This is a genomic window from Marinobacter halotolerans (genome assembly GCF_008795985.1).
Classification (GTDB): Bacteria; Pseudomonadota; Gammaproteobacteria; order Pseudomonadales; family Oleiphilaceae; genus Marinobacter; species Marinobacter halotolerans.
In genome coordinates this window covers 2,066,537-2,080,620 of record NZ_VMHP01000001.1, presented here as the reverse complement: position 1 = coordinate 2,080,620, position 14,084 = coordinate 2,066,537, and the positions used below count along the sequence as shown (strand labels likewise).

15 protein-coding genes are annotated in these 14,084 nt (G+C 59.6%); 8 read left to right on the top strand and 7 right to left on the bottom strand.

Features of this window, described 5'->3' with window-relative positions:
• Positions 1–2: 2 nt before the first annotated feature.
• Genes FPL19_RS09585 through FPL19_RS09575 form a run of 3 tightly spaced genes read left to right on the top strand, consistent with a single transcriptional unit; the run spans position 3 to position 1,935 of the window.
• Complete coding sequence (locus tag FPL19_RS09585; protein WP_150912204.1) at positions 3–1,217, top strand: molybdopterin molybdotransferase MoeA; 1,215 nt, start codon at positions 3–5, stop codon at positions 1,215–1,217.
• A 2-nt stretch (positions 1,218–1,219) separates the two neighbouring features.
• Entirely contained in the window at positions 1,220–1,483 is a 264-nt protein-coding gene (gene moaD, locus FPL19_RS09580) for a molybdopterin converting factor subunit 1 (RefSeq protein WP_150912203.1), read from the top strand.
• Between the two features lie 2 nt (positions 1,484–1,485).
• Complete coding sequence (locus FPL19_RS09575) at positions 1,486–1,935, top strand: molybdenum cofactor biosynthesis protein MoaE (protein WP_150912202.1); 450 nt, start codon at positions 1,486–1,488, stop codon at positions 1,933–1,935.
• Positions 1,936–2,000: 65 nt separating this feature from the next.
• Here the strand turns inward: FPL19_RS09575 and trxA are convergent, their stop codons facing one another.
• The gene (gene trxA / locus FPL19_RS09570; protein ID WP_007153552.1) at positions 2,001–2,327 is read right to left on the bottom strand and encodes a thioredoxin TrxA; all 327 of its coding nucleotides are present in this window, start codon (positions 2,325–2,327) and stop codon (positions 2,001–2,003) included.
• 367 nt (positions 2,328–2,694) lie between these two features.
• Here trxA and ppx point away from each other — a divergent pair, with 367 nt between their 5' ends.
• Positions 2,695–4,230 (top strand): exopolyphosphatase, encoded by a 1,536-nt coding sequence (gene ppx, locus FPL19_RS09565; protein WP_263656790.1) that lies wholly within the window; start codon positions 2,695–2,697, stop codon positions 4,228–4,230.
• Between the two features lie 14 nt (positions 4,231–4,244).
• Here ppx and FPL19_RS09560 read toward each other — a convergent pair whose 3' ends face one another.
• A complete protein-coding gene (locus tag FPL19_RS09560) occupies positions 4,245–6,206 on the bottom strand; it encodes an ATP-binding cassette domain-containing protein (protein WP_150912201.1) in 1,962 nt (653 codons plus the stop codon).
• A 40-nt stretch (positions 6,207–6,246) separates the two neighbouring features.
• On the opposite strand from FPL19_RS09560, the gene FPL19_RS09555 reads away from it, so the two are divergent.
• From FPL19_RS09555 to FPL19_RS09545, 3 genes are all read left to right on the top strand, one after another.
• Positions 6,247–6,777: a DUF2390 domain-containing protein gene (locus FPL19_RS09555; RefSeq protein WP_191965245.1), complete on the top strand. Its 531-nt coding sequence runs from the start codon at positions 6,247–6,249 to the stop codon at positions 6,775–6,777.
• On the top strand, positions 6,774–7,160 hold the full coding sequence (locus tag FPL19_RS09550) for a DUF4124 domain-containing protein (protein ID WP_150912199.1): 387 nt from the start codon (positions 6,774–6,776) through the stop codon (positions 7,158–7,160). The genes FPL19_RS09555 and FPL19_RS09550 overlap by 4 nt, the downstream gene beginning before the upstream one ends.
• Before the next feature lie 119 nt (positions 7,161–7,279).
• Positions 7,280–7,990, top strand: a complete 711-nt coding sequence (locus FPL19_RS09545; protein WP_150912198.1) for an FKBP-type peptidyl-prolyl cis-trans isomerase — start codon at positions 7,280–7,282, stop codon at positions 7,988–7,990.
• 44 nt (positions 7,991–8,034) lie between these two features.
• Here FPL19_RS09545 and rsd read toward each other — a convergent pair whose 3' ends face one another.
• Together rsd and FPL19_RS09535 are read right to left on the bottom strand one after the other, a co-directional pair.
• Positions 8,035–8,517, bottom strand: coding sequence for a sigma D regulator (gene rsd, locus FPL19_RS09540; RefSeq protein ID WP_150912197.1), 483 nt, complete (start codon positions 8,515–8,517; stop codon positions 8,035–8,037).
• 90 nt (positions 8,518–8,607) lie between these two features.
• Entirely contained in the window at positions 8,608–9,114 is a 507-nt protein-coding gene (locus FPL19_RS09535) for a disulfide bond formation protein B (protein WP_150912196.1), read from the bottom strand.
• 117 nt (positions 9,115–9,231) lie between these two features.
• Between FPL19_RS09535 and FPL19_RS09530 the strand changes: the two genes are divergently transcribed.
• Positions 9,232–9,696 (top strand): flagellar basal body-associated FliL family protein, encoded by a 465-nt coding sequence (locus FPL19_RS09530; protein WP_150912195.1) that lies wholly within the window; start codon positions 9,232–9,234, stop codon positions 9,694–9,696.
• Between the two features lie 21 nt (positions 9,697–9,717).
• Here the strand turns inward: FPL19_RS09530 and rmf are convergent, their stop codons facing one another.
• From rmf to FPL19_RS09515, 3 genes are all read right to left on the bottom strand, one after another.
• Entirely contained in the window at positions 9,718–9,933 is a 216-nt protein-coding gene (rmf, locus tag FPL19_RS09525) for a ribosome modulation factor (RefSeq protein ID WP_150912194.1), read from the bottom strand.
• Between the two features lie 160 nt (positions 9,934–10,093).
• Entirely contained in the window at positions 10,094–11,647 is a 1,554-nt protein-coding gene (gene gshA / locus FPL19_RS09520; protein ID WP_150912193.1) for a glutamate--cysteine ligase, read from the bottom strand.
• Positions 11,648–11,715: 68 nt separating this feature from the next.
• Entirely contained in the window at positions 11,716–14,064 is a 2,349-nt protein-coding gene (locus FPL19_RS09515; RefSeq protein ID WP_150912472.1) for a Tex family protein, read from the bottom strand.
• Positions 14,065–14,084: the final 20 nt, after the last annotated feature.

The window sequence follows — 14,084 nt, the reverse complement described above, 5'->3', positions numbered from 1 at the left end:
CCATGGCTGCTTCAGACCTGACCTCCGTTGACGATGCCATTCGTCACCTTGTCAGCCGGGCCCGTCCGGTTTCAGACACGGAAACTGTCGCCCTGACCCAGAGCCTGGACCGGATTCTGGCGACCGACTATCAGGTGCCCGCCGATGTACCACCGGCGGACAACAGCGCAGTGGACGGTTATGCCGTGCGGGCGGGGGACCTGTCCGGCAACACCCGTTTGCCGGTATCCGGACGCGTTGCCGCCGGGCATGCACCCGGCTCCCTGGAGGCGGGAACCGCGGTGCGCATCTTCACCGGCTCGGAAATTCCCGCCGGAGCGGACTCGGTTATCATGCAGGAGCGGGTAACGGTGTCCGACGACGGCATTTCAGTCGACGCCCCGGTCAGTGAAGGCCAGAACATCCGGCGCCAGGGTCAGGACCTGGCCCGGGGCGAACTGGCGCTCGCCAAAGGCACCAGGATCCGACCCCAGGAAATGGGTCTTCTGGGCTCTATTGGCATCGGCAAGGTGGAGGTGTTCGCCCGGCTGAAAGTCGCCATTCTCAACACCGGCGATGAACTGGTGGACCCGGGGCAGCCGCTGGGTCCCGGGCAGATCTACAACTCCAATCGGTATACCATGCTGGGGTTGCTTGCGAAGGCAGGCTGCGACGTGGTGCTCTGCGAAACCCTCGCTGACACCCGTGAAGATACCCGCAAGACCCTCAAAAGGGCTGCGGCCGAGGCGGACCTGATCATAACCAGCGGTGGCGTATCAGTAGGCGAAGAGGATCATGTGCGGGCGGTACTGGAAGAGTCAGTTGGCCTGTCTCTGTGGAAGATGGCGATAAAGCCCGGCAAACCCGTGGCGTTCGGAACGATCGACGATACACCACTGCTAGGCCTGCCAGGAAATCCGGCGTCGGTTCTGGTGTCCTTCCTGGTGGTCGGCATGCCGTTTATCCGCGCCTGTCAGGGGCGACCGCCCTTTATGGTCTATGGTGAACGGGTGCCGGCCGGATTCTCCACGGAGAAATCCTCGTTTCGCCGGGAGTATGTCCGCGCCCGTAAAAGCCTGAACAATGGCACGCTGGCGATAAACGCCTACCCGAATCAGAGCTCGGGTGTACTGAGCTCTACCTGCTGGGCGAATGGGCTTGCGGTAATACCGGAAAACCAGACCGTCGAGCAGGGTGACACTGTAACCTACTATTCTTTTGCGGAGCTGCTTGAATAAACATGGCGACCGATAAAACCATTACCGTTAAGTTCTTCGCCCGCCTGCGGGAAGAACTGGACACCTCAACGCTGACGGTAGACGCCGAACCCGGTCTGACCGCCGGCGCCCTGCTGCACTCCCTTGCAGCCAAAGGCGGCAACTGGGCCCAGTTGGACGGAGACCTGCCGGTGATGATCGCCGTCAACCAGGAGATGACCAAACCCGAGCGGGCATTGCACCCCGGTGACGAGGTGGCATTTTTCCCGCCGGTGACAGGGGGCTGACCATGATTCGCGTGCAGCAGGAAGATTTCAACGCCGCCGAGGAATACCGGGCGCTCCGCGACAGCGGTTCAGGCACTGGCGCCATTGCCACCTTCACCGGACTGGTTCGTGACAGTGGCGACATGAAAGGCGTGACCGGGCTGTTTCTGGAGCACTATCCGGGGATGACGGAACAGGTCATCGAAGGGCTCATCAATACCGCCTCGGAGCGCTGGGATGTGCGTGAGGCGCGGGTTATCCATCGGGTTGGGGCACTGTCGCTGAGCGAGCAGATCGTGTTTGTGGGGGTCTGCAGCGCCCATCGGGGGGATGCGTTTGCGGCCTGCGAGTTCATCATGGACGCCCTGAAAACCTCGGCACCCTTCTGGAAGAAGGAAATTACCGGAGACAGCGAGCACTGGGTGGAGCAAAAGACATCGGACCTGGAGCGGTCCCAGACCTGGGATGATTGATTACCAGACACAAAAAAACCGCTCCTGAACATCAGTCCGGGAGCGGTTCTTGCCATCGGCTGCAATCAGAGATTGCTGTCGAGGAAGGCTGCCAGTTGTGACTTGGACAGGGCGCCCACTTTGGTGGCATCCACGTTGCCATTCTTGAACAGCATCAACGTGGGGATGCCACGGATGTTGAACTTGGGCGGCGTCTGCTCGTTCTCGTCGATGTTCAGCTTGCAGACTTTCAGTTTGCCTTCGTATTCCTCGGCCATTTCCTCAAGAACCGGGGCAATCATCTTGCACGGGCCGCACCACTCTGCCCAGTAGTCAACCAGCACAGGAACGTCTGACTGCAGCACGTCCTGCTCAAAAGATGCGTCGGTTACGTTTACAATATTTCCGCTCATTTTATCTTCCCAGTTGGTGCGCTGAGCGACAGTGTCTGCCGTCTGATCAGCACAGTTGACTCAATTCCAGAACCGGCGTTGCACACGGCACGCCATCATTAAATCCATGTTAATAGCCGCTACTTTACGCGATTGCCTCGGCAAATGTGAAGCAAATCGGCGGCTGCCCTACCTTCGGATTTCCCTGACGCCTGGCCGCCGCGGTCATTGCGTTACAGTTCATATCGCTTATAGTAACGGCTGAAACAGGCGGCCCGAATCTGCCGCATAAGCCCTGCCACCGCGCAGGTCGGCACTCTGGCCCAACCCAGGGCTCAAGCTGTCTATACCACTTTAAATTGAGCCTGGCAGAAGGAATTCAAGACACGTGACGGTTTCATCTTCTCCAGCCGCTTCCGCCACCATTCCAGGTACCGCCCCTGAATTGCTTGCCGCTATCGACATGGGCTCCAACAGTTTCCACATGGTGGTCGCGCGACTGGTTCACGGTGAAATCCGCACGCTGGAAAAAATGGGCGAGAAGGTTCAACTGGGCGCAGGGCTGGACAGCAACAACCGCCTGACCGAAGAAGCCATGGAGCGGGGTCTTGCCTGCCTGAGCCGGTTTGCCCAGCGATTGTCCGGCATGCCACCGGAAGCCGTACAGGTCGTCGGCACCAACGCGCTTCGTGTCGCCCGCAATGCCCGACAATTCATGGCCAGGGCGGAAAAGGTACTGGGCTACCCGGTCGAGATCATTGCCGGACGGGAAGAGGCTCGCCTGATCTATCTGGGCGTTTCCCACACCCTGTCCGACGACAGTGGCCGCCGCCTGGTGGTGGATATCGGCGGCGGCAGTACTGAATTCATTATCGGTGAGCGCTTCGAACCCCAGGATATGGAAAGCCTGCACATGGGTTGCGTGTCTTTCCGTAATCGCTATTTCCCGGATGGCAAGATTACCCGCAAACAGATGGACCGGGCGGTAACCCACGCCGAGCAGGAGCTGCTGAATATCCGTCAGCACTATCGGCAGCGGGGCTGGCAAAGCGCAGTGGGCTCATCCGGTACCATCAAAGCCATTGCCAGCGTTCTGTCGAGCCTGAAACTGACCGATGGCACAATCACCATGGAGGCCATGACCGAGCTGCGCAAACGCCTGGTGGCCATGGGCAAGATCGACAAGCTTGGCGACCTTGGCGTTCGCCAGGACCGCCAGAGCATTTTCCCGGCGGGCTTTGCCATTCTGATGGGGGCGTTCAACTCCCTGAGCATTGCCGATATGACCTTTACCGACGGCGCCCTGAGGGAAGGCCTGCTGTACGACATCGCCGGGCGGATCCAGCATGAAGATGTGCGCGAACGGACGATCCAGGCATTGCAGGAACGTTATCACGTGGACCAGGAACACGGCGCCGCGGTTGAGCGGACGGCCATGGCTGCCTGGGACCAGGTCGCCGACGCCTGGGACATCAACACGCCGGGGAATGAAGAAGTGCTGCGCTGGGGATGCCGCCTGCACGAAATTGGCCTGACCATCTCCCACAGCCAGTACCACAAACACGGCGCCTACCTGCTGCGGTATTCGGATCTGCCGGGCTTCAGCCAACAGTTCCAGCGGGAACTGGCCACCCTGGTACGCGGGCACCGCCGTAAATTCTCGGCCTCGGTTTTCGAAGGACTGGATGCAGACGATCTGCCGCGGCTGCGGTACCTCTGCGTACTGGTGCGATTGGCCGTGTTACTGCAGCATCCACGGAACCATGAAAACCCACCAGACTTCAGCCTTGAGGCAAGAACCAACGGGCTGACGCTAACCTTTCCGCCGGGCTGGCTGGATGACCGGCCACTGACCATGGCCGATCTGGAGAACGAGCGGGACTACCTGTCAAAGCAGGATTTCGAGCTGAACGTCAACGCCTGACACTCTGCCGGACGCTATGCCTGGGCCTCCAGCTCGGACTCCATCTCCTCGACTTTTTCACTGACCTCCAGCCACTCGGCCTCCACGTCGGCCAGCCGGCTCTTGGCGCTGCCCTGCTCGGCCAGGCTGGCTTTCAACTTTTCCCTGCCCTGTTCGGCGTAAAGATCAGGATCTGAGAGCGTCTCTTCAAGGGCGGCCAGTCGGCCCTGAAGCTGGTCCATTTCCTTCTCGAGCGCCGACTGCTTTTTGCGATAGGGGCTCAGCTTCTGACGCAGCGCCGCCTCTGCCCGCTTTCTGGCCTTCCGGTCGTCAGCGGATTCGCCGATGGTGGCCTCTGCTTCCGGTTTTTCGGGCGCACTTGCCGTGCCGGCGGCGGCCGCCCTGCGGGGCGCCTCGGTTTCATCTTTGCGCCGATCCGCCAGCCAGCGCTCGTAATCCTCAAGGTCACCTTTGTACTCGGTCACCCGGCCATCGTTCACCAACCAGAACTCATCCACCGTATTGCGCAGCAGATGCCGGTCGTGAGAGACCACCACAATGGCGCCATCGAAGTTCTGCAGTGCCATGGTCAGTGCCTGGCGCATTTCCAGGTCCAGGTGGTTGGTGGGCTCGTCCAGCAGCAACAGATTGGGCTTTTGCCAGGCGATGACCGCCAGGGCAACCCGGGCCTTCTCACCACCGGAAAAGGAGCGGATGGCACTCAGCGCCTCGTCACCGTGAAAATCAAAACCACCCAGAAAATTGCGGATACTCTGTTCAGAAGCCCGGGGCGACAGACGCTGCAGGTGGAGAAACGGGCTTGCATCCAGGTCCAGCGACTCCAGCTGGTGCTGGGCAAAGTGCCCGATGGCCAGATGCTCTCCGCAGATGCGCTGGCCTTCCAGCAAGGCGTCCTGTTGTCTCAGGGCGTCCATCAGCGTGGATTTACCGGCGCCGTTAGGTCCAAGCAGTCCGATCCGGCTGCCCGGCAGTAGCGTCAGGTTGATGTCCCTGAGAATCACCGCATCATCGTAGCCGGCAGCGCCATGACGAATAGACAGTAACGGGCTGGACACTTTATCGGCCACCGGAAACTCGAAACTGAAGGGCGAATCCACATGGGCAGGGGCAATCTTTTCCATCCTCTCCAGCGCCTTGACGCGGCTCTGGGCCTGCTTGGCCTTGGTTGCCTTGGCCTTGAACCGGTCGATGAAACGCTGGATTTCGGCGATACGCGCCTGCTGCCGTTCAAAGCCCGCCTGTTGTTGGGCCAGTCGTTCACTACGCTGGGCCTCGAAGGCTGAGTAATTACCCGTATACAAATCGAGTCTGCGCTGGTCGAAATGCACCAGATGAGTGGCCACACGGTCCATGAAATCTCGGTCGTGGGAGATGAACAGCAGCGTACCTTCGTAGCGGCGCAGCCAGTTTTCCAGCCACAGACAGGCGTCCAGATCCAGGTGGTTGGTGGGCTCGTCCAGCAGCAACAGGTCGGACGGGCGCATCAGCGCCTGGGCAAGATTGAGACGAATGCGCCAACCGCCGGAGAATGCCGATACCGGCCGGTCGGCGTCGGCATCGGTGAATCCCAGGCCACGGATCAGCGATTCCGCCCTGCGCGGCGCGGACCAGGCTTCGTGCACGTCCAGTTCACCGTGGATACGGGCAATCTCGTGGTCGTCGCCTCTGGCCTCGGCAGCGGCCAGATCCGCCTCGAGCCGGCGCAGGTCAATGTCGCCGTCCAGCACGAAATCACGGGCACTGCGCCGGGACGCCATGACTTCCTGGGCCATGTGGGCAATCCGGCAACCGCCGGGCAAAGAGGCGCTGCCCTGCTCCGGCGCAAGCTGGCCGAGCAGCAACTGGAACAGGCTGGACTTGCCGGCACCGTTGGCGCCGACAATCGCCACACGCTGACCGGGCTGGATGGTGAGGTTGACGGATTCTAGCAACCAGACTCCACCCCGTTGTAAACTGAGATCGGTTATCGTTAGCATGGCGTAATGATATCAGGGCTTAGCAATCAGGGGTAAGAGTGTGTCCAGCGAACCAGCCATACCATTGGACCTCTGCCTTGACGGGCCACTCTGGCAATTTGCTGGTAGCTTCTGGACCCGTCCAATTGCCCGTGAAGCCGCTCTCGCTCTTCAGGACGAGGGCTGGAGTGTAACGGACATTCTTTGCGGGTTGTGGCTGGCCCTGCGAAACCGCAAGTTCCCGGGCTTTGTCTCGGGGCCGGTGGTTACCTGGCGACATCAGGTAACGGAAGCCCTCAGACAGGTTCGAAAAGCCATTGCAAAAGGCAACCCGGCGACCGAACAGGCCAGGGGCTACGTGGCACAAAGTGAACTTGAGGCGGAACGGGTAGAGTTGGCACTGGCCTACAGGGCCCTCGATTCTGGCACTACCGCTGTGACCGGCCTGAATGAACGATCAACAAGGATTCTGGCGCTGGAGAACCTTCAGGCGGCCGCACCGGAGAAGGCCATGGACAACGAAACCCGCTTACTGCTGAATAGCCTGATCGAAGAGTTGCAGGTGTTTGCCGAGGGAGACAACCCGCCATGATGATGAAATGGCTTATCCGGCTGGCCTTTCCTGCCCTTGGTGTTCTGGTGGTGCTGATTTTTTTCGGCGTTGGCGGTCCGGTAAACACAAAGCCCGCGTCAGACAACACAGGGGCTACCCAGGATATTCCCGCCTTCGAAGGCCTGGTGCCTTCACCTGTCCCCACCGACGGACCAGAGATTGTCTTTAAATGGCAGGATGACAAAGGCAACTGGCATTACGCTGATTCGCCCCCGGAGACCGGCCACTGGAACGCGCTGGCTATCGAACGAGCGGACAAACCACCCCGCCCAACTGCCAGCGCAGACCCGGAGCCAGACTGGCAATCCCCTTACACCGCACCCTTTTCGCTGGACACCAACCCCGCAAATAATGGTAGCTGACCACCGGACAACGCAGGCCACCCCGATCCTTAACACATGTTCAGTAGCATCTGCGGCCTGAACCGGTTACGGTCTGGGGTTTCGAAAAATCCAATCGGTATCAATACAAAGGACCCTCCATGAAAAGAACTCTGATCGCATTGACCGTCGCTGGCGCCCTTGCAGGCTGCTCTTCAGCCCAGGAAACGGCGCCTGCCCCGAAGCTGGAAACCACTGACCAGAAGGTCAGCTACGGCATGGGCCTGGTGATGGGCGAAAGAATGGGCAACGACCTTCCCGACCTTCAGATGGAGCAGTTCCTGCAGGGCATCAGGCACGGCCATGCCGGCGATGAAAAACAGCAGCGAATGACCCGCGAGGAAATTCAGCAAGCCCTGATGGCCTACCAGGCAGAAATGCAGGAAGAGGCCGCCGGCCAGCAGAGCGAACTGGCACAGAAGAACCTTGAAGCGGGTCAAACCTTCCTGGCTGAAAATGCCGAGCGCGAAGGCGTGAAGACCACCGAATCCGGCCTGCAGTATGAAATCCTCGAAGAGGGCGAAGGCGAATCGCCAACGGCTGACGACCGGGTCAGGGTTCACTACACGGGTGAGCTGATTTCCGGTGAGGTTTTCGATAGCTCCCGCGAGCGCGGCGAGCCGGTGACCTTCGGCCTGAACCAGGTGATTCCGGGCTGGACTGAAGGCCTGCAACTGATGAAGGAAGGCGGTCGTGCCAAGCTGTATATTCCGGCAGATCTGGCTTACGGCCCGGGCGGCAATCAGCGCATTGGCCCCAACGAAACCCTGATCTTCGACGTGGAACTGCTGGACGTTAACCCGGAGCAGTGATCGACTAGCCTCGGAACCCGGCCTCCGGGTTCCGAGCGATTTCCTCAGGCCGAGGACATCACTTTTTCAGCGTGAGCGTTATGCAGATGCTCAATCAGGAAGTCTTCCATCTCAAAACGCGTTTCCAGCGTTTCTCCCAGCTCGGATAGCTGCCCGAACAACTCCCGCGCCTTCTCTTCTGTCAGGGACTGACCGTTAAGCTGATCGTTGAAGTTCAGTGCCGTTTCGGTGGTTTTCTCGATGCGGGGATAGACCTTGGCTGCCAGTTCAATACCACCGTCATCGAATTCACGGGCTTCCTGAATCAGTTGCTCGTAGATTTCGAAATGCCCGGCAGACACGTAATCCACGAGAACCTCGCACAGCCGTACAAATTTCTGATGCAGTGACTCGGTCTGGGAAAAGTCCGTGGTGCCTGAAAGATCGCAATAGTGGACCAGCAGCTCCTGTCTTTCCTTGAGCCAACGGTCAATCAGCTCGCTGACTCCGCCCCAACGCTCCCTCGCGTTCTCGCAATTTTCCAACATAACGCCTCTCCGATCACGGGTTCTGCTTCTACGTCTTATTGTTCGGTCAGGAATCAAGTTACCCCATGGCCACAACCTGCCGCAACTGGTTTAGCCGCCGATCCAGTCCGAGCGTTTCGGTGTGCGGAATATCAACACCAGCCCGACAACAATCACCAGGGTGAAAAAGACCGCCGTCCATCCGGGAATACTCAGCCCCAGAAAGCGCCAGGTCACCTCTGCGCAATCGCCGGTGCCGCGCAACGCGGTGGTCAGTACTTCCATCCAGGGCAGCACATCCAGCATGTACTCCACCGAGGGGCCACACGCCGGCACCTGATCCGCGGGCAGGCTCTGCAGCCATAGTTGCCTGCCCGCCACCGCCAGGCCGGCGCCGGAACCCACCACCATAAAAAACGCGTAGATTCGTGTGCCAGCCGTGCCCGGCCCGTGCACAGCCGCCAGCAGGCTGACAAAACCGGCGGCCATAAAGCCGAAACGCTGGAGCCAGCAAAGCGGACACGGCTCGAGCCCCATGAAGTGCTCCATGTAAAACGCAACGCCCAGCAAACCGGCGCAAAGCAGAAAAATCAGGAAGAAAACCAGTCTGGAACTCAAAGGACCACCTCGGATTAGGGACGGGCTGCAAGCCGGCGGCGAGCCTGCTATTCTCCAGACAACAATACCGGCCACGGCCAGGTTACTTAACCGCAAACCAAATCGAACTTCAAGCCTATGATGCTCAATCTGAAACGCTTTTTGCTGTTCATCGCCCTGACTATGACCCTGTACCCGACCGCGTACGCACAGGAAGAGGCCGCCGGGGATGAACAGGCTGAAGACGTGGCCGAAGAAGAACCGGCAGAGCCGTCGGTCACGGACTACATCTCAATGAACCCTCCGTTCGTGACTCACGTCGGCAAGCCGGGGACTTCGCTGGTCTATCTGAAAGCAGCGGTTACGCTTCGGGCCTCAAGTGCCAGCACACGTCCGGTTGTGGAAACCCACATGCCACGGCTTCGCCATGAGCTGGTGATGCTGTTTGGCGAGCAGACAGATGTGGATGCGCTGGCCACTAACGCAGGCCAGACAGCCCTCAGGCAGGAAGCCAAACAGAGGATCAACGAGGTACTGAAGGAACAGCAGACCGGCGAACAGATTGCCGATGTGCTGTTTACGGAGTTTGTGGTGCAGCGCTGATTTCAGAACAAAGCGATAGCGTCAGGCGATCCGCGAAAGAAAATCGTCGAAGCTGCTCTGGGGCTCCTGGATAACCTGTTCGGCGTCTTCCCAGCCGGCTTCCCAGGCCGCCACAACGACTTCGCCACGATAGGGGCAACGGTCGCGGGGCATCCCCATATTGGCGGCCATGTATCCCTGACGATAGGCTTTGTTCAGGGACTCTACGTCCCATCCAAGCTTGATGTCCCTGGCCATGCTGTTTTCCCCGTTTCTGATTACTGCAACAGATTCTTAACACTGTTTTACAAAAGCTAACAGCGCACCCAAAGGGTGACAAACGCTTTGTGTTGAATCTGTGCAACAGGTCCAGATAACGGGGGAACCTTTTGCTGAAAGCGAGCGTCGCCCGTCGCAATCAGCTCCGCAGGTACTGCTCCAGAAACTCGGCGAAAGGCTGATGATCATCCGCCTCAATGGCGGCCTGATCGGCAAGCGAGTCCGCACTCATGCGTTCAAAATCGCTGCGGGTCTGGCTGGAAAGGCCTTCATCGCGGAGTGTCTGCTGTTGCTGGCGCGCCATCTCCAGCCCCCACTCGCGGTGCCCCATGCCCCTGGCCTCCATATCGGTGAGTACCCTCGCCGAGGGCAGCTGAACCGGATCTACCAGCTTGCCGCGCTGGGATTCCAGGGCCTGACGGTAGGTGTCGCCGCCGGCCAGGGAATCAAGCTGGGCGGCCAATGGTTCCAGGTCGTCCATCAGCGCGCTGGCGGCGGCGCCCACACCCAACCGCTGACCACCGCGGCAGAGGGTCAATGACGGATCCCTGCCCTTTGCAATCACATCCTGATAGTTATCATCCAGCCGGTCGCATTCCGGATCATCAATCCGTGGGCTGTCCGTCAGCAGGCAGTCCAGCAGAAACAGGTCCAGGAAATCGATCTGGCTCTGGCTCACACCGATCGGAGAGAAGGGGTCAAGGTCCAGACAGCGCACCTCGATGTACTCCACGCCCCGGGATTCCAGGGCCTGGATCGGCTTTTCTTCCCGTTCGGTGGTGCGTTTTGGTCGTACCGCGCTGTAGTATTCGTTTTCGATCTGCAGCACGCTGGTGTTGATCTGGATGAACTGGCCATCCCGTCGGGTGCCGATGGCCTCATACTCCGGCCAGGGGGTGTGAATGGCCCGCGCCAATGTCCGGGTATAGGTCTCCAGCTCGTTGAAACAGATATTGATCGAAGACTGGGCATTGTTGTGATAGCCCAGATCGCCCATGCGCAACGACGTGGCGGTCGGTCCATACCAGGTATCGGCACGAAGGCGGCTAAGGTCGTGGCTTACCCCTTCCACAAAACTGGCATCCAGAGCCGGCGAGGCGCCGAACAGGTACATCAGCAGCCAGCTGCGACGACGGAAGTTGCGGATCAGCCAGAAATACTGGTCCGACTTGAAATCCTTCAGGGACTGCCCGCTTTCCAGACGCTGGTGCCAGAGCTTCCAGAATTCGTCGGGCAGCGACAAATTGTAGTGAGCGCCGGCGATGCTCTGCATCATGCGACCATAACGGACCGCCAGACCCTGGCGGTAGACGTGCTTGAGCTGGCCAATATTGGACGTGCCGTATTCGGCAATGGGAATACTGGCATCGCCGTCAAGCTGGCAGGGCATACTGGCGGACCAGAAAAGCTCATCCCCCAGATTCATCTGTACGAAGCGGTGGATGTCTCGGAGGGACGCCAGCATGTCGGTGGTGTTGTCACAGACCGGCGTAATCAGCTCCAGCAGTGATTCAGAGTAGTCCGTGGTAATCCGCGGATGAGTCAGCGCGGACCCCAGTGCCACGGGATGAGGCGTCTGGGCGATAAACCCGTTCCGGTCCACCCTTAACCCTTCTTTTTCAACACCTTTTCTGAAGCCGGTCCATTCGCTGGACGAGAACTGGCGAAACAGATGATGGCGGGATTCCCCCATGGACTACTCCTGCAAGGATGCGGCCGGATAACCGGCCCCATCAATAATAGTGTAATTTGCGACGGCCTTCAGCGGCCATCTTTACGGGCCGAGGCCAGCGCCTGGGCCAGGGCTCCCGCCATTGCACCCTTCTGGTCTGAACCGGTGCCGCTCTTCTGGCCTTTCTGGTGGCCTCCTGCGGTTTTCTGCTGCGAATCGCGACGCTGGTTATTCGCTGCCGGGCGCTTTTCGGACTTCTCCCCGGGCTGGTCGTCCATACGCATGGACAACGCAATTCGTTTTCTGGGGATGTCCACGTCCATCACTTTGACCTTCACGATATCACCGGCCTTGACCACTTCCCGCGGGTCTTTTACGAAAGTATTAGACAGTGCGGAAATATGCACCAGGCCGTCCTGGTGAACGCCAATGTCCACAAAGGCGCCAAAATTGGTGACGTTGGTGACAGAGCCTTCCAGCACCATGCCGGGTTTAAGGTCATTGAGCGTTTCAACGCCTTCCTCGAAGCTGGCAAAGCGGAATTCCGGCCGTGGGTCACGGCCCGGCTTTTCCAGTTCGGACAGAATATCGCGAATGGTAGGCAGACCGAATTTCTCGGTCACGTAATCCTCGGGCTTCAACGATCGCAGAAACGACGCGTCGCCGATGATGCCATCCACTTTCCGGTTGTTCTTGGTGGCAATGGCTTCCACCACGCCGTAGGCCTCCGGGTGAACGGACGAACGGTCTAGCGGATTCTCACCGCTGGCAATCCTCAGGAAGCCGGCGGCCTGCTCAAACGTCCGGTCACCCAGACGGGCCACTTTCAGCAGCTGCTTGCGATTGCGGAACATGCCGTTCTGGCTGCGAAAATCGACGATATTCGAGGCAATGGTCGGGCTCAGACCTGCCACGCGGGATAACAGTGGTATTGAGGCGGTGTTCAGATCGACCCCAACACCGTTTACACAGTCCTCAACCACCGCGTCCAGGCTGCGGGACAGCTGGACCTGGGACACATCGTGCTGGTACTGGCCCACACCAATGGACTTGGGTTCAATCTTCACCAGTTCCGCCAGTGGGTCCTGTAGACGGCGGGCGATGGATACCGCGCCACGGATGGTGACGTCCAGATCCGGCAGCTCCCGGGAGGCGAATTCAGACGCAGAATAAATAGACGCACCGGACTCGCTCACTACAATGCGGGCGAGCTTCAGGTCCGGGTAGCGTTTGCACAGCTCCGCCACCAGCTTCTCGGTTTCCCTGGAGGCGGTGCCATTGCCGATGGCAATCAGCTCAATGTGGTACTCGCGGCACCATTTCGCAAGCTGTTCAATGGACTGGTCCCACTGGTTGCGCGGTGCGTGGGGGAAGATGCCGCCATGGCCGACCACCTGGCCGGTGCCATCGATGATCGCGACCTTTACCCCGGTACGCAGCCCCGGATCCAGACCCAGTGTCGGCCGCGGCCCCGCCGGTGCCAGCAACAAAAGGTCTTTCAGGTTGGCAGCGAAGACATTGATGGCCTCGGTTTCGGCGGCTTCACGCACCTGGGCCATCAGATCGGTTTCGATCTGGGTAGACAGCTTAACGCGCCAGGTCCAGCGCACGACTTCCGCCAGCCAGCGGTCGGCTGGCCGCCCCTGATCCCGAATATGCCAGCGAGCGGCAATCCGATGTTCCGCCGGATGGGGCTGACGCCGGTCGTCCTCGGAATCACCCACTGCGATGGTGTAGGTCAGAACACCCTCGTTGCGGCCCCGCAGAATGGCCAGCGCCCGGTGGGACGGCACCTTTTTCAGCGGCTCGACGTGATCGAAATAATCCCGGAACTTGGCGCCTTCGTTTTCCTTGCCTTCAATCACCGTCACCTTGAGCTGGCCCTGCTGCCAGATAAAGCTTCTCAGATCCCCCAGTAGTTCCGCGTCTTCCGCAAAGCGCTCCATCAGAATGGCGCGAGCACCCTCCAGGGCCGCTTTAGTGTCGGCAATACCGGCTTCCTGATTCAGATAGCCTTCAGCCGTCTTTTCCGGATCCTGGGAAGGGTCGTCATAGAGTGTATCGGCCAGTGGCTCCAGGCCGGCTTCCCTGGCGATCTGCGCCTTGGTGCGACGTTTGGGCTTGTAAGGCAGGTAGAGGTCTTCCAGACGATTCTTGGTGTCGGCGGCATCAATGCTGGCGCGAAGCTCATCGGTCAGCTTGCCCTGCTCTTCAATGCTGTTGAGGATGGTGGAGCGTCGATCTTCCAGGTCACGAAGATAACGCAGACGGTCTTCCAGGTTCCGCAGCTGGCTGTCATCCAGTGACCCGGTCACTTCCTTACGGTAGCGGGCAATGAAGGGCACGGTTGCGCCTTCGTCCAGCATACCCACGGTTGCGTTTACCTGTTCTTCCCGAACACCCAGCTCCTCGGCGATACGCTGGCTGATACTGCTCATACCCGTCTTCATCTCGCTTG